The 24,086-nt window shown below is 49.3% G+C and carries 21 protein-coding genes and 1 tRNA gene; 7 read left to right on the plus strand and 15 right to left on the minus strand.

The window, feature by feature from the left end; all coding sequences use genetic code 11:
* Nucleotides 1–6: 6 nt before the first annotated feature.
* The 8 genes from mazF to PHW04_05955 form a co-directional block, all read right to left on the minus strand.
* Nucleotides 7–399 (minus strand): endoribonuclease MazF, encoded by a 393-nt coding sequence (mazF, locus tag PHW04_05920; protein MDD2715415.1) that lies wholly within the window; start codon nucleotides 397–399, stop codon nucleotides 7–9.
* A complete protein-coding gene (locus tag PHW04_05925; protein ID MDD2715416.1) occupies nucleotides 363–602 on the minus strand; it encodes an AbrB/MazE/SpoVT family DNA-binding domain-containing protein in 240 nt (79 codons plus the stop codon). The genes mazF and PHW04_05925 overlap by 37 nt, the downstream gene beginning before the upstream one ends.
* Before the next feature lie 139 nt (nucleotides 603–741).
* Nucleotides 742–1,365 (minus strand): hypothetical protein, encoded by a 624-nt coding sequence (locus PHW04_05930; GenBank protein ID MDD2715417.1) that lies wholly within the window; start codon nucleotides 1,363–1,365, stop codon nucleotides 742–744.
* A gap of 10 nt (nucleotides 1,366–1,375) precedes the next feature.
* Complete coding sequence (rpoD, locus tag PHW04_05935) at nucleotides 1,376–2,521, minus strand: RNA polymerase sigma factor RpoD (GenBank protein ID MDD2715418.1); 1,146 nt, start codon at nucleotides 2,519–2,521, stop codon at nucleotides 1,376–1,378.
* A 5-nt stretch (nucleotides 2,522–2,526) separates the two neighbouring features.
* Nucleotides 2,527–4,269, minus strand: coding sequence for a DNA primase (gene dnaG / locus PHW04_05940; protein MDD2715419.1), 1,743 nt, complete (start codon nucleotides 4,267–4,269; stop codon nucleotides 2,527–2,529).
* A 196-nt stretch (nucleotides 4,270–4,465) separates the two neighbouring features.
* A complete protein-coding gene (gene rpsU, locus PHW04_05945) occupies nucleotides 4,466–4,669 on the minus strand; it encodes a 30S ribosomal protein S21 (protein ID MDD2715420.1) in 204 nt (67 codons plus the stop codon).
* 188 nt (nucleotides 4,670–4,857) lie between these two features.
* The gene (locus PHW04_05950; protein ID MDD2715421.1) at nucleotides 4,858–5,556 is read right to left on the minus strand and encodes an HAD family hydrolase; all 699 of its coding nucleotides are present in this window, start codon (nucleotides 5,554–5,556) and stop codon (nucleotides 4,858–4,860) included.
* 392 nt (nucleotides 5,557–5,948) lie between these two features.
* Nucleotides 5,949–6,605, minus strand: a complete 657-nt coding sequence (locus PHW04_05955) for a hypothetical protein (protein MDD2715422.1) — start codon at nucleotides 6,603–6,605, stop codon at nucleotides 5,949–5,951.
* An 84-nt stretch (nucleotides 6,606–6,689) separates the two neighbouring features.
* On the opposite strand from PHW04_05955, the gene PHW04_05960 reads away from it, so the two are divergent.
* The 7 genes from PHW04_05960 (at nucleotide 6,690) to PHW04_05990 (ending at nucleotide 15,185) form a co-directional block, all read left to right on the plus strand.
* Complete coding sequence (locus PHW04_05960; GenBank protein ID MDD2715423.1) at nucleotides 6,690–9,233, plus strand: efflux RND transporter periplasmic adaptor subunit; 2,544 nt, start codon at nucleotides 6,690–6,692, stop codon at nucleotides 9,231–9,233.
* A complete protein-coding gene (locus tag PHW04_05965) occupies nucleotides 9,230–10,474 on the plus strand; it encodes an ABC transporter permease (GenBank protein MDD2715424.1) in 1,245 nt (414 codons plus the stop codon). Before PHW04_05960 ends, PHW04_05965 begins: the two co-directional genes overlap by 4 nt.
* Before the next feature lie 10 nt (nucleotides 10,475–10,484).
* A complete protein-coding gene (locus tag PHW04_05970; GenBank protein ID MDD2715425.1) occupies nucleotides 10,485–11,753 on the plus strand; it encodes a TolC family protein in 1,269 nt (422 codons plus the stop codon).
* A 29-nt stretch (nucleotides 11,754–11,782) separates the two neighbouring features.
* Nucleotides 11,783–13,093 carry a hypothetical protein gene (locus PHW04_05975; GenBank protein MDD2715426.1) on the plus strand — a complete coding sequence of 437 codons (1,311 nt, stop codon included), beginning with the start codon at nucleotides 11,783–11,785 and terminating at the stop codon, nucleotides 13,091–13,093.
* 64 nt (nucleotides 13,094–13,157) lie between these two features.
* Nucleotides 13,158–13,499, plus strand: a complete 342-nt coding sequence (locus PHW04_05980; protein MDD2715427.1) for an STAS domain-containing protein — start codon at nucleotides 13,158–13,160, stop codon at nucleotides 13,497–13,499.
* Nucleotides 13,500–13,598: 99 nt separating this feature from the next.
* Nucleotides 13,599–15,098, plus strand: coding sequence for a DUF2779 domain-containing protein (locus PHW04_05985; protein MDD2715428.1), 1,500 nt, complete (start codon nucleotides 13,599–13,601; stop codon nucleotides 15,096–15,098).
* A 12-nt stretch (nucleotides 15,099–15,110) separates the two neighbouring features.
* Nucleotides 15,111–15,185, plus strand: a tRNA-Val gene (locus PHW04_05990).
* 151 nt (nucleotides 15,186–15,336) lie between these two features.
* Here PHW04_05990 and PHW04_05995 read toward each other — a convergent pair.
* The 7 genes from PHW04_05995 to PHW04_06025 are packed head-to-tail and all read right to left on the minus strand — an operon-like array spanning nucleotide 15,337 to nucleotide 24,079.
* A complete protein-coding gene (locus PHW04_05995; GenBank protein MDD2715429.1) occupies nucleotides 15,337–16,383 on the minus strand; it encodes an ELM1/GtrOC1 family putative glycosyltransferase in 1,047 nt (348 codons plus the stop codon).
* A complete protein-coding gene (locus PHW04_06000; protein ID MDD2715430.1) occupies nucleotides 16,344–17,198 on the minus strand; it encodes a lysophospholipid acyltransferase family protein in 855 nt (284 codons plus the stop codon). Before PHW04_06000 ends, PHW04_05995 begins: the two co-directional genes overlap by 40 nt.
* 7 nt (nucleotides 17,199–17,205) lie before the next feature.
* Nucleotides 17,206–17,934, minus strand: coding sequence for a peptidoglycan DD-metalloendopeptidase family protein (locus PHW04_06005; protein ID MDD2715431.1), 729 nt, complete (start codon nucleotides 17,932–17,934; stop codon nucleotides 17,206–17,208).
* The gene (locus PHW04_06010; protein MDD2715432.1) at nucleotides 17,931–20,123 is read right to left on the minus strand and encodes a HEAT repeat domain-containing protein; all 2,193 of its coding nucleotides are present in this window, start codon (nucleotides 20,121–20,123) and stop codon (nucleotides 17,931–17,933) included. The genes PHW04_06005 and PHW04_06010 overlap by 4 nt, the downstream gene beginning before the upstream one ends.
* Before the next feature lie 14 nt (nucleotides 20,124–20,137).
* A complete protein-coding gene (locus PHW04_06015) occupies nucleotides 20,138–21,307 on the minus strand; it encodes a phosphopentomutase (GenBank protein MDD2715433.1) in 1,170 nt (389 codons plus the stop codon).
* Between the two features lie 3 nt (nucleotides 21,308–21,310).
* Nucleotides 21,311–23,515: an aldehyde ferredoxin oxidoreductase C-terminal domain-containing protein gene (locus PHW04_06020; GenBank protein ID MDD2715434.1), complete on the minus strand. Its 2,205-nt coding sequence runs from the start codon at nucleotides 23,513–23,515 to the stop codon at nucleotides 21,311–21,313.
* Nucleotides 23,516–23,551: 36 nt separating this feature from the next.
* Nucleotides 23,552–24,079 carry a DUF501 domain-containing protein gene (locus tag PHW04_06025; protein MDD2715435.1) on the minus strand — a complete coding sequence of 176 codons (528 nt, stop codon included), beginning with the start codon at nucleotides 24,077–24,079 and terminating at the stop codon, nucleotides 23,552–23,554.
* Between the last annotated feature and the right edge of the window lie 7 nt (nucleotides 24,080–24,086).

Raw genomic sequence — 24,086 nt, forward strand, 5'->3', positions numbered from 1 at the left:
CTCATGTCAAGAGAAAGATCCCAGCTCCAGCAGCAGCCCGAGCTTTTCCAGGACTTCTGCCGTGATCTCTTCCGGAAGCCTGCAGATGAATAGAGCCTTGCGTACTCGCCAGTCCAGACTGTGGACCTGATCTGAGAGAATTGCCCCCTCAATTTCAGAAAGATCCCCCGGAATCAGGACTTCGAAAGGATAGCTTTTGATTCTGGAGGTTATCGGGCAGAATATCGCCAGTCCGGTTTTTTCATTATATAAAAATGGTGACAGCACCAGGGCAGGTCTGCGGCCTGAATACTCATGCCCGGCCTGGGGATCGAAACTGAGCCAGACAATGTCGCCACGCTCAGGTACGTATTTTATACCCATCAGATAGCTTCCCTGCCGCGGGATTTTACTTCCCATTCTTCGGCATGCAGATTGTGCTTGTCGATTTTGCTCAACATTTCGTTGAGATCCATTTTTTTCTTCAGGGGAAGAATCATGATCCTTCCATCCTCAACCTGTACGTCAACAGCAGTCTCGCAGCCCACGCCCAATAGTTGCAGCAATGCCTTGGGCAACCGCAGAGCCAGGCTGTTCCCCCATTTCTGAATTTTAAGCACCATATCCCCTCCTGTATCTACAATGATTATACATTTTAACCTGTAGGATGACAATCAATTTATTACTTAGTACTGGAATGTATACAATTTAGGAATCAATTCCTATCTTGCAAGAAATTAAATTTGAGGGGTAATTTAAAAGTTATTTTTTTCCGGTAAACGGCATCTGGATCTGTCCCGGACTCAGTGAAGCAGGGGTCTGGGAGACGCTGAGATGGGATTTGGCATTCCACATCCCCTTGGAGAGGCGGGCGTATTCCTGGGCCAGTGTCTCCAGCCTGCTGTTCATGGGGAAACCCTCGATCTTCCAGAGATAGGCATAACGCGGAGTGATGATCTGATTGGAAAGCTCAGGAATGAAAAGCGCGATATTCTCTGCCCAGGAAATCACGCATTCCTCGTTTTCCAAGATGTTCTGCATGATCAGCTTGAGTTCATCCTCGGTCAGCTTCTCCAGGAAATTCACAGCCCAGTAATAGGCGAAGAGCGGCCTGTCCTTGGTGAGCGCCAGCCCGTCCTTGAAATCCAGCCTCTTCAAGAATTTTACGTAATTCCCGAGCAGCACGTGATGCTTGGTCTCCACTACATCGATGTCCACGAGCCACAGTTCTTCCCAGTGGCCGTATAGGAAAACCACATAAGGATCCGAGCAGGTGTGGATGCCCTTCTTGTTCAGCTCCACGTCGCGCTCGGCGCGGTATTCGTCAGGATACTGGAAGCCGGTTTTGGCGATCCGGTTGGTTAAAGTTCCTTTATAGGCTAACATGAATTCCTTCTCAATCCACGTAAAATTCGCGCAGCTTCTTGCTCCTGCTGGGATGCCTAAGCTTGCGCAGAGCCTTGGCTTCGATCTGCCTGATGCGTTCGCGGGTCACGCCGAAGATCTGTCCCACTTCTTCCAGTGTGCGCGGGCAGCCGTCGCAGAGCCCGAATCTGTATTTGAGCACTTTGCCTTCACGGGTAGTCAGAGTGGAGAGCACATCATTGATCTGCTCGCGCAGCATGGTATGAAAAGCGCTTTCTGCAGGGGATTTGGCACGTTTATCTTCCACGAAATCGCCCAGATGAGTGTCTTCCTCTTCGCCCACAGGAGTTTCCAGGGAAATCGGTTCCTGGGAAATCTTGAGTATTTCTTTGACTTTCTCAACAGTCATCTTGGCTTTGCCTGAGATTTCCTCCACCAGCGGCTCTCTGCCCAGTTCCTGCAGGAGCTGTCTGGAGATCTTGCTCAGCTTGTTGATTATTTCCACCATGTGTACAGGGATACGAACAGTCCTCGCCTGGTCTGCAATGGCTCTGGTGATGGCCTGCCTGATCCACCAGATGGCATAGGTGGAAAACTTGAAACCCTTCCTGTATTTGAATTTTTTGACTGCCTTGATCAGGCCCTGATTGCCCTCCTGGATCAGGTCCAGGAAAAACAGGCCTCGCCTGGTGTATTTCTTGGCAACTGATACCACAAGCCTGAGATTGGCTTCGATCAGCTTCCGCTCTGAATTCTTGTCGCCTTTCTCGATCTTCTTGGCCAGTTCCACCTCTTCCAGACCTGTGAGGAGCTTGACACGGCCGATGTTGCGCAGATAAAGCTTGACAGCGTCGAGCACTTTCTCGTCAGGCAGGAACTTCTGGCGGAACTTGTCGTCTGTCAGAATGATATGTTCAATCTCTTCTTCGAATTTCTGATCTTCAGTGTCTACAATCTCTACACCGCGGTCCATCAATCTGGTCACTACTTCATCCAGTATTTCCGGATCCAGTCCCTCAGGGATGATTTCGTTGATTTCCTTATAAGTATAGACTTTTTTCTTCCCGTTCTCAGAGGAAATCTGCTCCACGACTTTGATGGCCAGTGTCCCTGGGTCCTCTGCTGCAACCACAGTCTGAGTCTTAGCCTTGGTCTTTTCTTTGCTGGTCTTTTTCATGTTTTTCATCCATTGGGTTGTAGGTTTTTCGAAAGCTTCAGATAAAGCTCCTGCCATTTCTGCACCGCCTCATAGTCACCAGCCTCTTCGGCCTGGCTGATTTTTTGTCTAATATTTTTCAGCTGCTCATTTTTCAAGCGCTGCTCAAGCTTTGAGATATGCCCCATCCAGTAATCGCTGGATTCCAGCCCGGTCGGAGGAGAAAAAGTGAGCTCCGTAAAGGTCTGGACCGCTTTTTCTGAAAGCTCCCTCATCCAGCCGGCTCGATTGTCTGAACTGATAATCTGTCTGGTAATCTCCTTGAGACTCTCGTCCTTGAAAAAATCCTCGCTCTGCGACCCCAGGGACTTAAGCTTTTCCCTGTATTCTTCAAAATTCAAGGCCATGCGCAGAACTTCTCTCTCAATTTTATCCATAGGTTTCGGTTCGTCAAGGATTTTTTTCAGTTTTTTTTCAGACTGGATTGAGATGCTTTCAATCCTCAGCAGCTCTTTCCTGACCCGGTATTCTGAAGACCAGAGCGTGAGCAGGTCTTCGTACAGCAATTCCGAAAACTCCAGGACTTCTGTCAACACTTGCTTCAGATTAGTATAAAGCCGCTTGCGGTCAATGATATTTTCCAGGTCGATTCCACGATTCAGGAACTCAAGCTTCACCTCAAAATAGGAAACCTTCTTTCTGAGAACTTCCTCCAGCTTCTCAGGCCCGAACTTCCTGATGAACTCATCTGGGTCTTTAGCCCCGGGGATTCTGACGATCGATACCAGCACCCCCTCTTTGGCGAAAATTTCCCCGCAGCGCAGCGAAGCTTTGATGCCTGCCTCGTCATTGTCATAGAGAATAAAGATGTCACGGCACATCCGCTTCAGAGTTCTGGCCTGATGAGGAGTAAGAGCTGTCCCCAGCGTGGCGAGGACATTGTCGACACCTGCCTGAACCAGTGTAATCAGGTCCAGATATCCCTCGACCAGGAGGGCAGCGTTCTTCTGCCGGATGCCTTGCGCGCACTGCAGCATGCCATAAAAATTCTCACCCTTCTTGAAAAGCAGAGAATCAGGAGAGTTGAGATATTTAGCGGCATTCTTCTCCACAATGATCCTGCCTCCGAAACCGATCACCTCTCCCTGCTTGTTCTGCAGAGGAAAAATCACCCTGCCGGAAAATTTTTCATAACAGTCGGCAGCCTCTCCTTGCAGAACTCCGGCTTCAGCCAGCAGATCCCTCTGTTCAGGTGTGAACTCGCTGCTTCTCGCAACCGCTCCGCTGGGTGGAGCATATCCCAGGCTGAATCTGTCGAGAGTCTCTGGGGTGAGTCCCCTGGCTAGAAAATAATTCATGCCGTCATGATGCTGGCTGAGCTGAGAGCGGTAAATCTGGGTTACCCTGGCCAGGAGCTTTTTCATCCGCTCCTTTTTCTCGGCATTGCGGGTTTCCTCGTCCATCAGTTTCTCATCGAATTTGAGGCTGATGCCCGTGACCTGGGCCAGTCTCTTGATCGCTTCGTAAAAACTCAGGTTTTCGATCTGCATCAGGAATTTAAGCACATTCCCGCCTGCGCCGCACCCGAAGCAGTGATAGATCTGCTTCTCCGGGCTGATCATGAATGAGGGAGTCTTTTCAGAATGGAACGGGCAAAGCCCCTTGAAATTAGATCCGCTTTTTTCAAGACTCAGGTATTTTTCAGCCAGTTCGAGCAGATCGACCCGGCTGACAATTTCGTCAATAACGTGCCTCGGAACTAATCCCATAGAGCCTCATGCAGATGACTCGATAAAAAAAGAGAGGGGTCGGATCCCTCCCTTTTTTTTAGTCAGAACTGATTCAAATCTAGATTATCTCCTTATAAAGATAATTCATGTACATTTTGTAAATCCCGAATGTCACACAGAAAACGCCGCCTGCAGTCAAAAGTGCAACCAATATTTTCTTCATCGGATTTACCGCTCAGGAATACTTTCTTTCTTTCATCATCTTTTTCCGCATCTTGCGACGGGCTTCCTGGATCTTTCTCTTCTTCTTCTCAGAAGGCTTTTCATAATGCGCCCTCTTCTTGATTTCAGACAGGATCCCGGAAAGCTCGCACTTCTTGCGGAAGCGCTTCAAAGCCTTCTCCAAAGGTTCGTCTTTTTCGACCCTGACTTCTGCCATTCCCAACTCACCCCTCTCTATCCCATCTAAATGCGAAGATCGTCTTCACATTTTGTAGAGTTGTATTGTAGTGAGATGCAGGACAGTTGTCAAGGTAATTTCAATACCGCTAACCTTCCACTGCAGTGGCATTCAGAGTGTTCCGGAATTCGACTGCTGTCCCGGTCAACTGGTTTCCTGACTGGAAGTTATGGCTTTCCCTGCATTTTTTCGGCGATGGAAATTATTTCCGCCAGATTATCGATGATAAACATTCTGGGTGTTTCAACCAGTTCCTCTGCTTCCAGATGCCAGAGCAGCCGGCGCTGATAAAAGATGGCCCACCAGCCTGCGTTGAGTGCGGGGTTGATATCGGACTTCGGACTGTTTCCGACCATCACAGTGCTGGCTGGATCCAGGGCATACTGGCGGGCCAGCTTTCTGTAGGTGTCCACATCCTTCCGGCTGGTAACGATGAACCCATTGAAATGGTGCTCCAGTCCGCTCTGCTCGATCTTTCTGCGTTGCGTGGACAGTTCGCCTTTGGTAAGAAGATAGAGATTCGCCTTCTTTTTCAAAGTTTCGAGCACCCCTGGAATTTCAGAGAATACTTTGGGAGGCGAGAGAAAGATGCCGTCATGCAGTTCGCGGACTTTCCGGATCGCCTGTTCAGGTGAAGTAAGAAATTCCGTGAAAACCTTTTCCATGCTGGAGAGAAAAAAAACATTCCCGAATTTTCCCAGCTGATAACATTCTGCATCAAGCTGATGAAGCCTGGGCCTGGCTTTTTCGATCTCCAGGCCGAATTCCTTTACCAGTATAGCCCACTTTTCCTCAAAATGATCGAACAGCTCCTGATTTTCCCAGAGTGTGTCATCAGCGTCAAAAATGAAAGTCCATTTAGTCATTGGAGCACCTTAAGCTAAGTTCAGATTTCAGTATGACTTTATCCTATCAGGCATGTTCAATGCAAGAATTTTGCCGAAAGTGCCCCACGTTCTCCAATCTTTAGATAAGAGGCTGCTAGTGGTCCGCCACACTTAAATTTGTGCTTTCAGAAACATGAGATCGAGACAGATTCGCGAAGCGGCGACAAGGCAACCTGGGCTGGTTGCCGCGACAGCCGCGACAAAGAAGCTGACCGATATCATGTTTCATCCCTCGTTGATTGCCGGGTGGCGGCGATCCGTCTGCTGCGTTGCGGTTCGTCGAAAATGCACCACATTTTCTTCCTCACCGCGCCTTGCATCCGAATCCCCGGCACTCCGGCTGAAATCACAAATTTAAGTGTGGCGGACCACTAGTTGCAGACACTGAACTGAACTTTGCTCTTGTAATGAGGGGCTGTGGTGCTGATCTTCTGGCTCCATGGTCCGAACGGTACGCTATCCTGATCGACCAGCCGCCAGTGGACCAGCCCTTTGCCGCTGATCCCGAGATATTCGGCTGTGGCTGGAGAAAGATCGATGCCCGCCTTGTTCAGGACAGTCCTGACAGTCTGATTCTGACTGTGCAGGAAGATTCCTGCAGTTTTACCGAACAGGCTTTCAGTGGCCGGCCTGATCTTGCCGTCAGTTGAAAATACATAGTTGCAGTCGTCGACAAACCATGGCCCGACATCTTCCCACTGGGCGTAACAGCTCCTCTGATTAACAGTGTTCACGATCTGCACCCAGAGATTCTTTACATCCGCGGGATAAGCGCCTGAGGGTCCGGAATATGCGGAAGGGTTGAAAGGCAAAGCCAGGTAATATGGATTTTCCGAAGCGGCATCAACATCGTTGAATGCGGTCCTGCCTTGTGGAACAACGGCAGTGATGTTGAAAATAGTGGCTTCAATGCTGAAATGCCATGGCGTATCAGCAGCAGGAAAAATGATATCCCCGCTCCTCTTGAAGATGCAGCCGGTGAATGCCAGTGAAACGAATAGAAATAACAGCAATGATTTCAGTTTCATCTATCTTTCTTATCGGTCGGTTTGCAGCCTGACCTTTAAAAATCATTATACTTTTCCCTGGCGCTGCCCGATAGGTAATATCTAATGCAAAGCAATAAATCTCTCCTGCTTTTTTTTGTGTTCCTGCTGCTTGTATTTGGCTGCGGGCGGAGTGTGTTCAAAAGTGCGGAAATAAAACAGGAAAAATCCCTGATCTTCGCCGGAGAACTGAAACCGCTCGTCTCGCACAGCCTCTGCAGTCCCAGCGAATCGATCCTTGTAGACATCAGGGACGAAGGCAGTTTTATCAAGACCGGTGAGATTATCGCCCGGTTTTCCACGGAAGAAATCAAAAATGAGCTGGACGGAGTCACTACAGAAATCGAGACCTTGAATCTGAATCGTCAGATAGAGCTTCTGGATAAGGAAATCGAGCGGATTCAGCTGTTAAATGAAATCAAATTCGCATCCTATGAAGTCGCTGTCGTGGAAGAGGAACTGAAAAACCTGAAACCTGAAGAGAAAACCCTGATCCCCATGCGCAGGGAAATAGCTCAGTCTGAAAAAAAGTTTGCAGATCTGTCTATTCAACTGAAAGATACGCTGGGTTTTGCGGAAAAAGGCTATATTTCCAGCGAGGAAGTATCCCAGAAAAGTAAAGAAGTGCAGGTGGCTAAGATCGAGCTTGAAAAATTAAGGCAGGATTTCGCGCTTAAAAATGATCAGCCGGAACTTACCAATAAATCGAAAGCCGCTGAGCTCTCCGCTCAAAAACAGCAGCTCGAGCAGTGTAAAGTAGAGCTGCAGTCCTTTGACAAAAATCAGGAGATCGACAGGATAAATTATGAGATCACACTTTCCCTGAAGCAGAAAAGTCTTCTGCGCCTTGAGAAGCTTTTGCAGGAATCCAGCATCACTTCGCCTTCATCCGGATTCCTGGTGCTGGAAAAAACCTGGATCGGTGGTGAATCACGGAAAGTCATGAAAGGCACTACGCTCTGGGAAGGACTAATCTATGCCAAAGTGCAGGGCGCCTCAAAGTACAGGGTGGAATTCCAGATTCCGCAATTTTACAGCAGGGAGTTCAAAGTCGGGAGTCAGGTTGAATTTCATCTGCTGCCTTATCCGGATAAATTGCTGACCGCTGAAATCAGCTATCTGAGCCCTGTGGCATCCTATGACAGGAACGACAGGAAAGGAGTCCGGAAAATCAAGGGTCATGCTGTTTTCGAAGCTTCCGGAATTGACCTGCTGCCTGGAATGACGGTTTACGGGAACATCAGCGGAAGCGCGATTGCCCGATCCGACCGCTCAGGAACGATTACCAAGTTCAAAAAAATAACGGTTGCTAAAAAGAAGTTCGTGAAAAAGCTGGAGGGCATGGCAGAGTTTTATTCGCTGAAAAGCGTCTTCCTGTCCAATGTTTCAAGGGGAAAGGCAGATACACTCGCCCAGGATGGCAGTGAAGTGAAAACAGATGAAGTGATGGCTGTGTTTTCCAATGAGGATCTGGATAAAAGGTTGAAAGACAGGGAAGATGCCCTTTCCCAGAAAAGTTCAGAAGTAGAGCTGCTTGCAGACGAAGAGGATAAACTACGGCAGTCGGTGGATATTTCCCTGGACAACCTGAAAAAAAAGCTTGAAATTGCGGAGACTGAATACGAGCTGGCATGCTCAGCCAACCCGACCAGTCTGAAAAAACTGGCCCTGAAAAAGGAAAAACTCTCTGCTTTGAATCAGCTGCTCATGGAAAAAGAGAAAAGCAACCGGGAACTCTTTGATAAGGGTTTCATCTCCAGGAACGAACTTCAGGATTCCGAGGACGCTCTGCAGCAAAACGAAACGGAATTGATTCTCCTGAAAATTGAAGAAGATAAGGAGCTTGAAGGCTCTCCTAAACTGGAACGGCTTCAAAAGGAACTCGCCTATCAAAAAGCCAGCTGCGAGTATGAAAAAGCCCTGAAGAATCAGAAAAACAGCCTGGAATCGTTTGCTCTTAAAAAAAAGCGCACTATGCTCGAATTCGAGAACGCCAAATTCAACTATGATTCCCAGGTCCGGACCATCGACAAAATGACTTTCAAAGCCCCGATTTCCGGCTATGCCTTGCGCCTCAAACGCTGGACCAACAATGGTTCCGCCAAGATCAAGGAAGGCGACGAACTCTGGCCCTATGAATCATTCATGGCAATCACTGACGTGAATAATCTGGCCTTGAAAGGTTACCTGGAGGAACGCTACCTGAACCTGGTAAAAATCGGGCAGCCGGTGCTGTTCTATTTCTCGAAAAACCCGGATGAGAAATTCAGCGGCAAAGTATTGAAGATCGACCCTTATATCCAGAAAGGAAGCCCTTTAGGTAATTCAAATACCAATTCGTTTCAGATCCAGATTTCAGTGGACCAGACATCTCCGAAATTTCAGCCTGAAGCACAGGTGGATTTCCAGATAATTGCCGTAGAAATTCCTGATGCTGTAGCGATTCCCAGCGAGGCGGTTTTCAAGGATGAGAAAGGTTACTATGTTCTGACCTCCCGGAAAAATAAAAAAAGAGTTGAGATCGCAGACAGGAATGAGGAAGAGTTCCTGATCGGCAAAGGAATAGGAGCTGGTGAAGCAATCCAGCTCCCGGAGAGCGAAACCGAATGAGAGAAAGACTTTACGAAGCTTTCAGAAATCTTCTTTCCTACAGACTGCGAGCGCTGCTCACGATGCTCGGCATAATTTTCGGTCTGGTGGCTTTCATCACGATGCTGGCCATCGGTTCGGGAGCCAAGGAAGAGATCCTGAATCAAATCTCCACCCTCGGGCTGAAAAACATCATGGTCAAGGCCAAAAAAGAAATTCCGGAACAGGACCTCCTGAAAGCGAAGAGCGTCAGTTCATTCGGATTGTGCCATGAGGATCTGGATTTTCTGACAGCATCATACCCGTTCATCGAGTCCTATTCCGGCTACCTTGAAGTGGAAAAAAGCCTCACCCTGAATGGCAGGAAGGTTACAGACGAGTTCAAGCTCAAAGCAGTGGATCAGAATTTCTTCAAGCTGATCAGCAAGAATTTCTGTGAAGGGTCGGACTTCTCGGAATTCAGTGAATTCACCAGGGGAGTCATTTTACCCGAAAAATTGAAAAGGAAATATTATGGGAACCTGCCCTGCAAAGGTGAATATGTCTGGATTGAGGACGAGATCTTCCAGATCACCGGAGTCACTGCAGAAAACCCAGCCCAGAAGAAAGTCAAGGATGAGAGCACTGAACTGATGGGTTCGGAAAATGAAGTTTATTTCCCGCTCGAACTGGTGAACCACATGTTCCCGTTTTACGGAGAAAGCCCGCCTTATCACCGTTTGAGCGGAGCTGTGATCAGGCTCACCTCTTCCGACAATCTGGCAGCACGCAAAGACCTTGTCTCCAAGACCCTCAAAAGAAGACATGGCGGGATTCTGGACGTGGAAACGACCGCACCGCTGGAACTATTAAAAAAGTCCCAGAAAACGCAGGAAATCTTCAATCTGGTAATGCTTCTGATCGCGTCCCTTTCCCTCCTGATCGGAGGCATCGGAATCATGAACATCATGCTCGCCAATGTGATGGAGCGGACAAAGGAAATCGGAATTCACAGAGCCGTGGGGGCAACCAGGCGGGACATTGTGCTGAATTTTCTGTTCGAATCGCTGGTCCTGTCGTCCACCGGCGGAGTGATCGGGATCGTGCTGGGAATCATCACAAGCAGACTGGTGATGCTCTATACAGGCTGGAAAGTGATTATCAGCTTCAGCGGGATCTTCAGTGGAGTACTGGTTTCAGTGTGTGTCGGGGTTTTTTTCGGCATCTATCCTGCATACAGGGCTTCCAGAGTGGAACCGATAGAAGCATTGAGATATGAGTAACGGAGGAAATATGGATAGAATCCATTTCATAAGTCTGTTCCTGCCGGCAATGCTGGCACTCGTTCCGGCTTACTGCGAAACTCCCGCAAAAATCTCCTCTATTCTGGATTACGCACTTTCCCACAGCCCGGAATACAGGCAGCAAGAGATCGGGCACAGAGTCAGCCAGTTTCAGATTGATCTGTCTTACTATGCATACAAACCGCGACTCACAATTTCGGGTGACGACTCCCTAAACCGCAGCCTGTCCATTGCAGAGACGCTCACAGACGGCCTGAGCCTCAGCTACGAAAAGAGCGAACAGCTGAACACTATAAACTCGAAAAGCAACACTCTGACCCTTTCTTCCGACATCCTGTCCAGCCTGACGGATTATAAGAAACGGATCCTGGACCTGCAGCGGGAGGAAGAAATGATTTCGTTCACCAAGTCGAGAGAATCTTTCAAGCTCAAGGTCATCAACTCCGCATTCGGTCTGGTGCAGGAGAAAAAAAATCTGGCAGTTCAGATGGAATCGCAGGACCAATGGAAAAACAACTATGAATATTACAAAGCCAAGTTCGAGCTGGGATCCATCAACAAAATCTCCCTCCTGAATGCTGAGGTCAATTACCTCGACCAGGAGAACAGCGTCGATCAAAGTAAAAAATCATTGGACGATGCTATTGACCAGTTTAAAATCCTGATCGGCTATCCCCTTTCCGACACACTGGAGATAAACCAGGAGCTGACCGCAGAAGCGTATGACTGGGTAAACATTCCCATGAATCCATCCTTTGACGTAAGGCTTTCCGACCTCTCTCTTGATCAGAAAAAGCTTCAGTTGAAATCCGCCCGAAACGACCTGCCCGGGGATTTATCCATGACCTCGACTTTCCAGAGCGGAAATTCCAGGACTTTTTCCGGCAGTCTCTCGTATTCATTCTATCTTGGTGAGCAGAAAAACGCGGTCTCATATAAGGATGCAGATCTTTCTGTGGAACGGGAAGAACTTTCAAATCAGGAGAAAAAACAGAATTCAGAATCTGAGAGGAGGGAAATCGTACGGCGCTATGAGACTCTCAAACGCTCGCTGGAAGTTTCGAAGAAAAGGCTGGAGAGTGCCAGCGAGAACCAGGAATATGCCCGCATCGCCATTCAGAAAGGTCTGATTTCTTCCCTGGATCTGCAGGACGCACAGCAGAAGCTCACCAGCGCTCAGGTGGAACTCCTGAACGCAATCATCAGCTATAACAAGCTGAAATACGAGATCATCAATACATTCGGAGGCATCATCTGAGACTGTTCCTGTTCTTTTTATTATCGCCGTTGATAGTTTTTGCAGCTGAGACCATTACGCTGGAACGCAAAGCCCTGCTTCCGATTTTTCTGAACCTGGAAGGGGATCTGATCGCCAGCAGGGAACTTGAAATTCAGGTGCCTCCACAAATCTGGGCCAAGATAGATACAATGGTCGAGGAAGGCAAAGAGGTTAAAACAGATGAAATTGTGGTGACCTTGAATGCGGCAGACATGATGCAGCGGCTGGACGGGATGAGTGTCGAGGTAGTGAATTTCCAGCTCGATACAGAAAAAACAAGAGCAGACAAAGATGTGGAACTCTGCAAAAGTAAGGGGATGCTGGAGGCCGGCCAATACGGACTCGAGGTGCAGCAGCTGAGTTTCGATCTCACCAGGGCCGGTGCCGATACCAGGGAGATTAGGAAAAATGAGCTGGATGTGAGTTCGCTCGACCTGCAGATCAGGTACACCAAAGACAAAAACAGCCTTGAGAACATTCTAAGAGAAAGGGGATTCTTTTCAGTTCTTGAATACAAGAACGACCTCATCACTCTGGACGGTCTGGAAATCGATCAGGAAATCCAGCAGATCGACCTGAAACTGCTGCGCTCAACTCCGTCTAAATTCGGCCTTTTCAAAGCCAGATGCCAGCTTGAAGAACAGGAGTCGAACCTGGAGCAATTGAAAAGAGAACAATCCTTCAAGGAAAAACAGAAGACTGTCGAGGAAAATTCCCAGAATGTTCAACTGGACAGGCTGTCCAGGCGCAGGGACCAGATGGCGGAGAGGCTGCAAAAGTGCCAGCTGAAAGCGCCCTGTTCCGGCATATTTCTGCACCCGGAAACAGGATGGAACGGAGATCTGGTTCCCGGAGCCCAGGTCTGGTCTTCTGAAAGCGTGGGATCGGTGATTGATCCGGCAGACCTTTTGATCCGCTGCCAGGTTCTGGAGCGGGACATCGAGAAAGTGGCTCTGGATCAGACCGCAGAAATAAACATAAACAAGCAGCATTTTTCCGGGAAAATCATCTATATCAGCAAACTGGCCATGCCGCTGATTCCAGGAATTAAAGCCTATGAGCTCAAGATCATGCCGGATAGCAGAATCAATGCCCTGCCCAATCAGAAAGTAGATCTCAGAATTTCGGTGAAAACCCTCTCAAATGTATTTGAAATCCCGGTGGATCTCACCTGCAGGCAGGAAGAAAACGAGGGGCTGAAGCTGGATGGCGGAAAATTCTCCAGACTGATCAAGGAAAAAATCGTTTTCAGGGATTTTGACTATATTTATTATCAGGACGGATCTCTGCCGAAAAAGCTTTCAATCATAGCCGATTAAGCGACAATCTGCAAATCAATTGCATATTTTCCTCTCCTGGATTATACTTGAATTGCAGGTATTTATGAAAATCAGCAAAGAATCTATTTCAGGTGTCACGATTCTGAAGATTGCAGGGGAATTCGACTTTCACAGTGAAATTGAATTCAACACCATCATCTCAGGCCTGACTTTTGAAGAACTGAAAAAAGTGATGCTGAGTATGGCTGAAATAGACTGGATTGACAGTTCAGCCCTCAATTCCATCATAGATCTTTACTGGAAAGTCAAGAAAATCAATGGAAGTCTCCTGCTTGCCGGCGTCAACCCCAGAATCGCTAAACTTCTGGCGATCACCAAGATCTGCACTCTGCTGGAAACTATCCCCACTGAAGAAGACGCCCTGAAAAAACTGCAAAACATGTAATTTGCGATGGCGATGTTTCAGATAATCGCTCTTTCACTGAATGAAGTTTGTAAGTTAGTATAGTTTACTCGATTCAGGATTCAATACTCAGGGAACAACATGGAACTACTGGAACTTACTAAAACCCTGATCAGGGACGGCATTTCCTGTCCCAAGTATCTCTATCTTTACAAGCACTGCCATAATTACTGGCACACTGTTCCTTCCAGGGCGCAGAGGCTGCAGGAAGGACTGGAGGCTAAAACTTTCGCCAGAAAAATGTTCAAAGGCGGTGTGGAAGTTCCTCTCGATGTACCAATGGACGTAAGACTCCGCCTCACCACTGCCCTTGTCAATCGCGGAGCCACTGTTTTCGGCGGTGCTTTCGAGTCCGACGGGATTACTGTGGTCACCGATATATTGAAGCGGCAAAGAGGCAAAACCGAATTATATGAAGTAAAGTCAGCCGGCGAAATCAAAGGTTCTTATTACAATGATCTTGCGATCCAGCTCCATGTCATGTCCGGCTGCGGAATCAGGATCGATTCCGCATATCTCGTGCACATGAACAAAGAGTATGTCAGGCACGGAAATCTGGATTGCCGTGAACTTTTCACTCTAGTCAATCTGACCGGAGAGGCCAGACGGAAAACCCGCTATATCAGCAACAGGATACGGGAATTAAGACTCATATTGCAGGGGGGCATGCCTGAGATCGGGATCGGAGAGCACTGCGGCGAACTGGATGAATGCGAATTTTACAGATATTGCTGGGCTGATGTCCCGGAGGATTCGGTTTTCACCCTCAGGGACAAGGGCGCCAACAAATATGAACTGTATCGGAGCGGAATCCGGAAACTTTCACAGATTCCGGTTGAACTGCTCGGCGACAGGCAGAAAATGCAGGTCAGCCTGCATGCTTCCAGAGGCGAATACATCCAGGTGGAAAACCTGCGAAAATTTATCCGCTCGCTCTGGTATCCGCTGTATTTTCTGGATTTCGAAACCATGAGCGGCCCGATCCCGCTGTTTGACGGGACCAGCCCCCATCAGCGGATTCCATTCCAGTATTCACTTCACGGGATTGTCAGGGAAGGAGCAGAGCCTTCCCATCATGAATATCTGGCTGAACCGGATCAGGATCCCAGAGCCGGACTGCTGGAATCACTGCTTTCCGCGCTTCCGGACGGAGCCTGCGTGCTTTCCTACAACAAGTCCAGCGAAATTCAGGTGCTGAAAGGGCTGGGCTTTGATTTCCCAAAGCACAAAAAAAGGGTTGCACGGATCAACGCCAGTATGCGGGACCTGATGGATCCCTTCAAAAACCGCGACTATTATCACTGGAAAATGATGGGCGGACTCTCGCTGAAATCGATTCTGCCGGCACTGGTGGATGATCTGAGCTACTCAGGCCTGAAAATCGCGGACGGCATGGCTGCGGCAGACGCCTATCAGCGGATGCGCAGGGCAGGACCTGAGGAACTTTCGCAGATCAGGCGCGACCTTCTGGATTACTGCAAGATCGACTCCCTGGCTCTCCTCAGGATCTGGGAAAAGCTGAAAAAAATAGCGGATAGCGGGACGAATAGACCTATTGACATGAAAAATGATGTCGGTTAAGATATGGAACATGGGCGCTTAGTTCAGTGGGAGAACGCTTGCTTGACAGGCAAGAGGTCACAGGTTCAAGTCCTGTAGCGCCCACCAACTCTTGAAAAATCTCTTTCACTTCGTTGCGCTCAATCTCAGTCCTGCGCCGTACCTTAAGTACGTCTTAGTCCTTCGATTTCGCGCGCCTCGCATCTTAGTGGTTAAAATGAGTTTAGCTTCTTAGATGTTTCAGGTTTCAATCATGCTGCTAATTCTCCTGCGTCAGCCTCTTCACAATCTCGCTGATCAGCTGGTCTTTTTCTTCGGAAACCGTGCGCAGCGGGCTCCAGGACAGGAAAGCCTGCAGATCGGTCCCACCCCAGAGCGGGAACACCAGGCCCTCAAACACCATTTCCGAGATGCTCTTGCGGATCTTTTTGTTCTGCACTTCCCTGGATAGCAGGACTCCTGTTTTCCTGCCGCTGCTCACTGCTTCAGAAATCATTGAGAAGGAATCCTCAGTGACCAGCACGGAATCAGCTAAAGAGAACAGCCCTGGCAGAGGGTTGTAATAATTCTCGTCTACAAATACCGAAAGTTCAGTCAGCGGATAATCAGAGGTGAATTTCTTGAGCTCCCTGGATACTTCCAGCGGAGTCCGCCTGGAAGTGGTAAGCAGGAGATGCAGCTTCAGCGCAGCCAGTTCCTGCAATATCGGCTGCAGGTCCGGCCAGTTCAGCTCATAATCCCTGCTGTCCCCTCCCACCAGAAGCGAAACCGCTTGTTCGCGGGGAAATTTTCTCAGCATGAACATTTTTTCCAGTTCCAGTCCGTGCTTCTCAGCCTTGACCGGCGAAACGACATTGAATCCAACCAGAAATCTCAACAGATTCAGCCGCTCGAAAAACAGGGTGTCGTGCTTGGGCAGCAGGATCAGGTCGAATGAATTGAAAAACAGCGGTTTAAGTATGTGAATCAGCTTGAGTTTAGGCAGCAGCCTGTGCAGGATCACAGCCAGAGTCGCTGTGGTGCTGCCTGTTTCAATCAGAAGTGAGAAGTTCTGGGCTTCAGAGAGAATCGTATCCGGGTCCTTAAAGAAAGCAGCCAGAGCTTTGTCAGGTTCCCAGAAAAAGTTTCTGATCTGATGCCAGCGGATCCTGTCAGGAATCATGTCGATCTTCCTCACCTCGTATCCGCTGAGATAACCGCAACTGACAAGGTCGTCCGCCAGACCGATGCTCTGGTAGAAATGTCCCGGTTTCCCGTCGCTCAGGATCAGAGCTTTGTTCGCCATCTGTTGTGCAGCCACAGCCATTGCTCAGGATACTCCCTGACGATTCCGGAAATCTCGTCATTACATGTCCGCAATATCGTTTCCTGATCCATGCCTTCGGTTCTCAAAGGCTCTCCTATCATCACCCTGAACTTGAAATAGCCTTCGCGGATTATAAAGGTGGGGATGATAGGAGATCCGTATCTCTGATGAAGAGCTGAAATCGAGGCAGGAGTCGAAGCCGGCAATCCCAGAAAAGGTACCATCAACCCCTGGTCTTTGGCGTCCTGATCCAGCAGTATCCCAAGGATACGGTTCCGCTTCAGCGCAAGTACCGCTTCCCTGAGACCGAAGCCCTTGGTGATCACTTCCATGCCGTGACAAGCCCTGAATTGATTTATCCGGTTGTCCAGCCTGCCGTGCTTCTGGGTCTTGACGATCGAGCTCAGCGGAAAACCGAGCAGCACCAAAGCCTGCCCCAGGATTTCCCAGTTCCCGAAGTGTGCGGTCAGAAGCAGAACTCCTCTGCCGCCAGAAAGCGCGTTCCGAAAGTTTTCCAGTCCCTTGAATGCGAATCTCTTTTTGATGGTTCCCTTGTCCAGCGCAGGGATCTGTAAAAATTCCAGCAGGACAAATGAAAGGTTGAGGTAACTCTTCCAGGCTGTTCTGAAATTTGCCAGCCTGGAGTTCGCAGAAAAAATCAGTTTCAGATTCCGCTGCGCGAGCATGAATCTCTTGAGGTTGGCAATAATCACGAACCCCGCAACTACCCGGGCGATAAAATGATGCAGCCAGAGCGGGGTTCTTCTGAGCAGAATTCCCAGTCCTGTCAAGAGTCTGGTAAAAAATAAATCCATTCGCAGATCAGCCTTTTTTGGGAAGGTAGAAGGTAGGGTTCACTGCCTTGTCGCGCTTGCGGAATTCGAAATGCAGGATACCGTTCTGGTCCTGAGCCGACCTCTTGCCAACCACTCCGATCACCTGCCCCCTGGAAACACGGTCTCCCTTTTTTACAGTCTGTTTGTTGCTGTATGAATAAAAAAGCGTGTAAAAATCTTCGGCGTTCTTGATGATTGTGACAAGGCCGTAGTTTTCCATCTGCGAAGTAAAGATCACTTCTCCATCCATGCAGGATTTGAAAGCAGCATTGAGGGGCGCGGAAATCTCCAGCCCGTGGCACTCTGTTCCGCCCGCTTTTTCTCCGAATCCTGTCACAACCGGACCCTCAATCGGCCAGCTGAACCCTGTGAGAACGGCCGGATGATCTTCGGATGCGGAAGTGTCAGCTCTTGCTGCATTCTTCCCGTCAGCGGAAATCTTTTTCTCAGCTGGAGGAAAATAGATCTTCTGTCCGACTGTGATCGCTCTGGTGATTCCGTTGTATTCCTTGAGTTCCTTGAGGGTGTAACCATTATCTGCAGCAATCTGCCAGAGGGAATCCCCTTTGACTACGATGTGGTAATTGTTTGTGGAGGTTAAAGTGCGCTTGCTGCTGGGCGTCACTTTGATCAGATCTCTCGGGTTTCTGCGTGGGGATCGCTGGCAGCCCGGCAGAAGGAGCGAAACAATCAGAATCAGTATGAATTTCTTCATACCCGGATGAACCTCTGCTCTTTCTTCATGGCTTCGATGGCTTTCTGCGCTCTGAGTTTCATTTCGTGGCCGGCGGTTTCCCTGAAATCAAACAGGAGCTGTTCGGCTTCGCTCGTTCCCAGCCCGGCCAGCAGGTCGATAGTGGCGAGCACAATCTTTTCATTTGGATGCTTGAGGAATCCGAGCAGGGTTTCTGACGTGATGTATCTCTGGAATCTGCCCATCTGTTCAAAAGCGGGCAAGGCGAACGCCTCATCGTCGGATGCGATTGAGGAAAGGGCTTCAAAGGCTTTCCTGCTGCCGATCTGACCAAGGGCGGCGATAATGCTTTTTTTCACATCAGGGTATTCGGCGGAAAAAATGTCTCTCAGGCGGTCCACTGCTTCGGAGTCACCGATTTTGCCCAGCGCCACCACTGCGTTGCGCCTGACTTCAAATTCCCGGTCCGACAGTGCCATCCGCAGGTAGTCCAGACCCTGCATGCTCTTGATTTCTCCCAGGGCGTAAGCCGCTGAGGCCCGCTGCCATTTCTCTGAGCTCTCCTTCAGGATTCCGCCCATATATGTGATCATCCTCAGGCCTCCGAATTTCCAGAGAGCCATGGCGGCATTAGCTTTAACCCTGTTGTTTTCGTCGTCCAGGCATTTGAAAATCATTTCCAGATCCGGATCCTTGAGTTGAAATTTTTCCAGGCTTTCAATGGAGTTGGCTCTGACCCTGGGATCCTTGTCTGATAATGCCTGCGTAAGCCAGGGCACTACTTTCGCATCTCCGAATTCTCCGAATGTGCCTACAGTCATGGCTCTGATTTTCTCGTTTGATTCGGACTTGAAAGACTGATACAGCGCATCCAGGATTTCCAGCCGTTTGTATTTTCTGGCGAGGAACACAGCTTCCTTTCTTACCTGGCCGGAGGGATCGGAAAGCAGGCCTGTCAGGTGGTCGAAGCGACCCTCGCAATCGCAAATATATCCTGCAATCAGTGTCCGGATTTCTTCGGATCCTGACTTCAGAAATTCAGCTGTTCTGGAGGAAATATATGGGGATTTGTACCGGAATTTGGAAAAAACCTTCAGGGCCAGCAGCTGAAAGATATCGGTCGACTCGCCTTCCAGCCCCAGCTCGATATACTCAATCAGGCTCTCCGGGATATTGTCGGCCAGAGCGATATACACCGCTGCTCTCATCTCAGGAGGCTCTTTTCTGAGTTTTTCCAGCAGAAAAGTCATGTCATCCCCGCCTGAGAGGAATTTTCCAAGTACTGTCATGCATTTAAGCTTGACATCCCTGCTCTTCGAACTCTGAAAAAGTGCAAAAATCTTATCTTGAAAATCCCGGATTTCCTGCTGTTCAATCGCCTCAAGCACCTTGAGACAGGGGAATTCCTCCCCTGAATCCAGGACTTCGGAAAGAAACGGGAGGTTGGCAGGGCTGACCTTCACGAAATCCAGCAGCTGGAAAAGTGTTTCTCTCCTGGACTTTGGCAGATCAGGCTTCCGGAATTCCAGAAACAACCGCTCCTCAAAATAAGAATTGTTGGCCTTGGCGATTAGAGAGCCGGCAAAAATCGCTATTTCATCGTCTGTGGAACGCTGGAAAAAAGTCATCAGTTCCGGGATGAATCTGAGACTGTCCACCAGATAGATCAATTCAAGAAAAGCTTTCATCACAGAGTGGTTAAGGAAAGCATAGCTCTGCCTGGAAAGCAGCAGCAGTTCTTCAGCCAGCCCTTCCCTGATGGAGGAGTTTTCTGCTTCCAGTCCGGATCCGCTGTGGATCGCGGTCAGAACATCCCTGAAACTGTTCAGGATCTGCAGCTGACAGTTCGGATTCTCTTCGCTCGCGAGATTTGAGAGCAGGATGCGAAGATTGCTGTAATCCCTGAGTTCCACCATGGCGGCAAGCAGAGCTTCCTTGAGAGCCGGATCCTTTGTGGCAAGGTAGATTGTCGAAAGCCGTTTTTCAAAGTCTCTGGCCTTCAGCTTCACCAGGCTTTGAAGGATTTCCTTCTTCGTGGTAAGGGTTGACTCTTCCTCAAGGGAATTCCAAAAAAACTCCACCGCATCCTGGTTGCCGGATCCGCCAAGCATTTTAGCAGCATCCCGCTTTTCCTCTTCGCTTTTCCCGTGGTTGAATTTCCACAGGAGTTCGTGGAATTGTTTCAGATGATCATCTGTGTCTTTGATCATGTCTCCTCAATTATTCAGAAAATTAGCTCTCCGGCAAATCCATGCCCCGGGAAATCGGGAGGATTTACATTGAAAAGCTGAAGGGTTGTTGCACCGAGGTCTGCGAAGCTTGTCCTGGTTCCAAGATCAAGATTTTTCCTGAGATGATTCCCGGTTGACATTATGGGTACATATTCCCTGGTATGGTCGGTTCCGGTATGTGTGGGGTCGCAACCGTGATCCGCAGTTAAAATCAGGCAATCAGTAGTTGCAAGTTTAGCTTGAAGTTTCGGCAGAAAATCGTCGAATTCCGCCAGAGCCCTGTAATAACCCGCCACATCTCGGCGGTGTCCGTACTTCATGTCAAAATCGACAAGATTCAGGAAGATCAGGCCTTTTTTCACCCGATTCATGCATTTGAGCAGCTTTTCCATCCCATCCTGGTTGGAACTGGTATGTTGATGGGCAGAAATGCCTTTCCCTGCATAGATGTCATTGATCTTCCCCAGTGCATGAACTGTGCTGCCCCGCTCCAGCAGGTGATCGAGGGCAGTTTTCCGGAAAGGCTCCAGCGAAAAATCATGCCGCCGCTCGGTTCTCTGGAAGCTGCCCTGTCTCCCTGAAAACGGTCTCGCCACCACTCGCGCTACTCCATGTTCTCCAGAGAGCATTTCACGGGCAATCCTGCAGAATTCATAGAGCTGTTCGACAGGGATCACCTCTTCGTGTGCCGCTATCTGGAAGATGCTGTCGGCTGATGTATAAACTATTGGAAATCCGGTGCTGAGATGCTCCCCGCCCAGTTTCATGATGATCTCTGTTCCGGACGCTTTCACGTTTCCGATGGTTTTGCGGCCGATTTTCCGCTCAAACTCAGCAATCAGTTCCGGCGGGAATCCATCCGGATAGACCGGAAAAGGCTTTTCCAGCATGCAGCCCATCATTTCCCAGTGCCCGACAGTGGTGTCTTTCCCGCAGGATTTTTCAGCCATCCTGCCGTAGCCGCCCAGCGTTGGATGCACCGGGTCTCCGAGCAGGATGTCCAGCCCGAACCGGTACAGGTTAGGCAGCGAAAATCCCGGGGTTTTCTCCCTGATATGGCCAAGCGTGTTGGTTCCGCAGTCACCATAATCCCCGGCATCAGGCAGGGCGCCGATACCGGCGCTGTCCAGCACGATCAAGATCAGACGCTCAATCTTCAGCATGAATTAAAACGCCTTCTTCAGATCATCGAAATTCAGATCAAAAACAGTATCCCTGGGCGGCAGTTTTTCCTGATAGAAGAATCTGGGCAGATCCATGTCCGCAACTCCCGCGCGGTGGTTGAAATTCCGCTCCCTGTCTATCGTATAGCGGGATCTGATCAGGACTTCCTTGGCCGGGATCCGGATCCCCAGCGCATTGTTGGCGAGTTCCATCATCAGGTCCAGCAGGGTGGTATCCTCGACCAGAGGGAACAGCAGGAATGGGCAGAACCCCAGAAAATCCAGCGCCACTCCGATCAGCTGGTAATTTGAAGTGAGTTCTCCGATCTTACGGGAATTATCCATTTCGTCTTTGCGCAATTTCAGAAGTTCGGAAGCCAGAGGAAAAGCGCTCAGAGGGTCTGAAATCTGGGTGGAGGTCAGATAGCTCGCTCCCATAGTCTTGAGAACACGGGGATCATAGAACGACAATGCCTCACCCTTGAGAGCAGGAATCCGCTCGTATCCCAGCGCCCTGCCCAGAATCGCCACTCCCTGATTAAGGATGGAGTCGAAACCTTCGCTTTTTTCCATACGCTCGAGCAGTTTCATGATCAGAGCAAGATTCGCGAAGTCTCCCTTATGATGCTCTCCCAGCATGAATCCTAAAGTAGCGGCCAGTTCCGTATGATCCACTCCGAATTCCAGAGCCCAGCGTTCAAGATTTGCGATCTCGATCAGGCTGTCCAGCCCGAGATTAGCCCCGAATCCGGCCAGACTGTCATATCCGAGGCGGTTTGTGATCACTCCGCCATCCAGATCAGGATATCGGTTCGAGCAGCTGATATTGCAGAAATAGCAGCAGGACAATCCGGTGTTCTTTCCCTTGACAGACAGTTTTTCATGCAGGGCCAGGTGGTTGATGTAGCTTGCTCTGTCAAAGTTTCCGGAAGTGAAATTCCTGGTAGGAAGAGCTCCAGCCTGATTGACCAGGTCCAGGAAGACCGAACTTCCATATTTTTTGAATGACCTGCTGATCAGTGTGTTTTTGTTCAGGATTCCTTCGAACTGATCTGAAAAATTGGCGAAAATTTCCCTGTTTTTAGGATTCAGGAATCCGGATCTTTCAGGGTCGATGATGATTGCCTTGATCTTCTTGGAACCGAGAACCGCGCCTAATCCCCCTCCCCTGCTCAGCATCTCAGTAGGGAGGCCTTGATAATCAAGTCCCAGAACTGTGGAAGTATAATATTCCCGTTCCCCGGCAGGCCCGATCGCGAGCACTCCGATTTTTTCGCCGAAATTGCCCTTGAGCTTTTCCACCAGCTGGAATGTTTTAAGGCCCAGAAATTTATTGGCTGGCAGGACCTCGACTTTGTCGTTGGTAATGCGCAACAGATACCACTCATCCCCCTGATGCTTTCCTTCAATCACCAGAGCGCGCAGGCCGATGTTGCCGAGCAGGAATCCGGTATTGCCGAGTAGGAATGGGCTCTTCAATGTTCCGGTCAGCGGAGATTTCGCTGCCATGGTAACCCTGCAGGCCCCTGAAATCCTGAAACCATCCAGCAGACCGGGAGCTATTACAAGCTTGTTGTGCTCTGAAAGAGCGGATTCCAGAGCCAGGTTTCCTTCTGAGAGAATCCTTACCGCCAGAGGCCTTCCAGCCAGTATTCCGTAATTTTCCGGCTGTTCTTCGATAGAGACCGACAGGTCGTCCAGCTTCACTCTCACGATCTTGCCGTACAGCCTGCCTCCGCTGGTCCGCAATCCGCCCCTGTCAGAGCCGATCCCGTCACGAACCACCAGATCGTACTCTTCGAGAAGGGCATAAATGAATCTGCCGTCATTGGAGTCAAGCATGGAATCTTCCAGCACTATCTTCACCGGGATTTTGCCTGCAGCTTTAGTCACCAGGTCGATTTCACGTTTGAGCGTTTCCTCATCCCGGCCCTTGATGGCGCTGACATTCAGGAGCAGTTCGATCCCTGCGACCTCCAGTTTGACGGCTTCCTGCGTTTCGACCTTCTTGGCCTGAGGCAGGGAGGTTCCAAACGGATATCCAATCAGGGCGGAAAATTTGAGTTCAGGGAACTTGTCTCTCACCTGTCCCAGAAAATTAATCGGAACAGGCACCATATTGAAATTGTTTTTTTTCGCTTCCTCGCAGAATTTGAAGACTTCTTCCCTGGTAATCAGAGGATTTTTCAAAAAAGGTGATGTTTTCATGAAAATAGCATAGCAGTAAGTGCGTTAAAAGTAAATTTAAATTCCGGCTTGAATGAACCCGGCGCAGGCACCGGTCGGACAGTAAAGGCTTAAGCCGTTCAGAATTCCACCTACAATCTCGCTCCGGTTGATCAGATGAAATGCCAGATGCGTATGCAGGCATTTCAGATTTTTAAGATTCCGCCATTCCCTGATCCCTCCGATGCCTGTTTCCAGGGCTTCCGGAATTGTCAGGCCAGGATGGATAGTGAGGTACAGCGCGGAGCGCTCTTCCCTGTAAACCTCAGTTGCCTTTCTGTAATTCTCCATCAGCTTGGGATCTGAGCGGATCTGAGCGGAAATTTCCTTTACCAGCCCTTTCTGTTCCAGCTTATCCACCTGGTATCTGAGATGAGGACATGACAGCCAGTAGAGAGTTGGAAATGGAGTGCCCTGTTCAGTTTCAGGGAGGCACTGAATCACTGAGGGAAAATTCCAGCTGCAGTAGCGGGAAACAGACCCGGAAGGATTGATTTTCCGCTTCAGCTGCCCCTGGATTACTTGGAGATCGGTTTCAGAAATCATAATTAAA

This window comes from Candidatus Wallbacteria bacterium (genome assembly GCA_028687545.1).
Taxonomy (GTDB): domain Bacteria; phylum Muiribacteriota; class JAQTZZ01; order JAQTZZ01; family JAQTZZ01; genus JAQTZZ01.

Excerpts from the sequence above, each read along its gene's own strand:
- PHW04_05930 (MDD2715417.1), bottom strand. The coding sequence starts at position 1,365 with ATGTTAGCCTATAAAGGAACTTTAACCAACCGGATCGCCAAAACCGGC.
- PHW04_05955 (MDD2715422.1), bottom strand. The coding sequence starts at position 6,605 with ATGAAACTGAAATCATTGCTGTTATTTCTATTCGTTTCACTGGCATTC.
- dnaG (MDD2715419.1), bottom strand. The coding sequence starts at position 4,269 with ATGGGATTAGTTCCGAGGCACGTTATTGACGAAATTGTCAGCCGGGTC.
- PHW04_06020 (MDD2715434.1), bottom strand. The coding sequence starts at position 23,515 with ATGAAAACATCACCTTTTTTGAAAAATCCTCTGATTACCAGGGAAGAA.
- PHW04_06005 (MDD2715431.1), bottom strand. The coding sequence starts at position 17,934 with ATGAAGAAATTCATACTGATTCTGATTGTTTCGCTCCTTCTGCCGGGC.
- mazF (MDD2715415.1), bottom strand. The coding sequence starts at position 399 with ATGGGAAGTAAAATCCCGCGGCAGGGAAGCTATCTGATGGGTATAAAA.
- PHW04_05985 (MDD2715428.1), top strand. The coding sequence starts at position 13,599 with ATGGAACTACTGGAACTTACTAAAACCCTGATCAGGGACGGCATTTCC.
- rpsU (MDD2715420.1), bottom strand. The coding sequence starts at position 4,669 with ATGGCAGAAGTCAGGGTCGAAAAAGACGAACCTTTGGAGAAGGCTTTG.
- PHW04_05980 (MDD2715427.1), top strand. The coding sequence starts at position 13,158 with ATGAAAATCAGCAAAGAATCTATTTCAGGTGTCACGATTCTGAAGATT.
- PHW04_06025 (MDD2715435.1), bottom strand. The coding sequence starts at position 24,079 with ATGATTTCTGAAACCGATCTCCAAGTAATCCAGGGGCAGCTGAAGCGG.
- PHW04_05995 (MDD2715429.1), bottom strand. The coding sequence starts at position 16,383 with ATGGCTGTGGCTGCACAACAGATGGCGAACAAAGCTCTGATCCTGAGC.
- PHW04_05950 (MDD2715421.1), bottom strand. The coding sequence starts at position 5,556 with ATGACTAAATGGACTTTCATTTTTGACGCTGATGACACACTCTGGGAA.
- PHW04_06000 (MDD2715430.1), bottom strand. The coding sequence starts at position 17,198 with ATGGATTTATTTTTTACCAGACTCTTGACAGGACTGGGAATTCTGCTC.
- PHW04_05970 (MDD2715425.1), top strand. The coding sequence starts at position 10,485 with ATGGATAGAATCCATTTCATAAGTCTGTTCCTGCCGGCAATGCTGGCA.
- PHW04_05925 (MDD2715416.1), bottom strand. The coding sequence starts at position 602 with ATGGTGCTTAAAATTCAGAAATGGGGGAACAGCCTGGCTCTGCGGTTG.
- PHW04_05960 (MDD2715423.1), top strand. The coding sequence starts at position 6,690 with ATGCAAAGCAATAAATCTCTCCTGCTTTTTTTTGTGTTCCTGCTGCTT.
- PHW04_06015 (MDD2715433.1), bottom strand. The coding sequence starts at position 21,307 with ATGCTGAAGATTGAGCGTCTGATCTTGATCGTGCTGGACAGCGCCGGT.
- rpoD (MDD2715418.1), bottom strand. The coding sequence starts at position 2,521 with ATGAAAAAGACCAGCAAAGAAAAGACCAAGGCTAAGACTCAGACTGTG.
- PHW04_05965 (MDD2715424.1), top strand. The coding sequence starts at position 9,230 with ATGAGAGAAAGACTTTACGAAGCTTTCAGAAATCTTCTTTCCTACAGA.
- PHW04_06010 (MDD2715432.1), bottom strand. The coding sequence starts at position 20,123 with ATGATCAAAGACACAGATGATCATCTGAAACAATTCCACGAACTCCTG.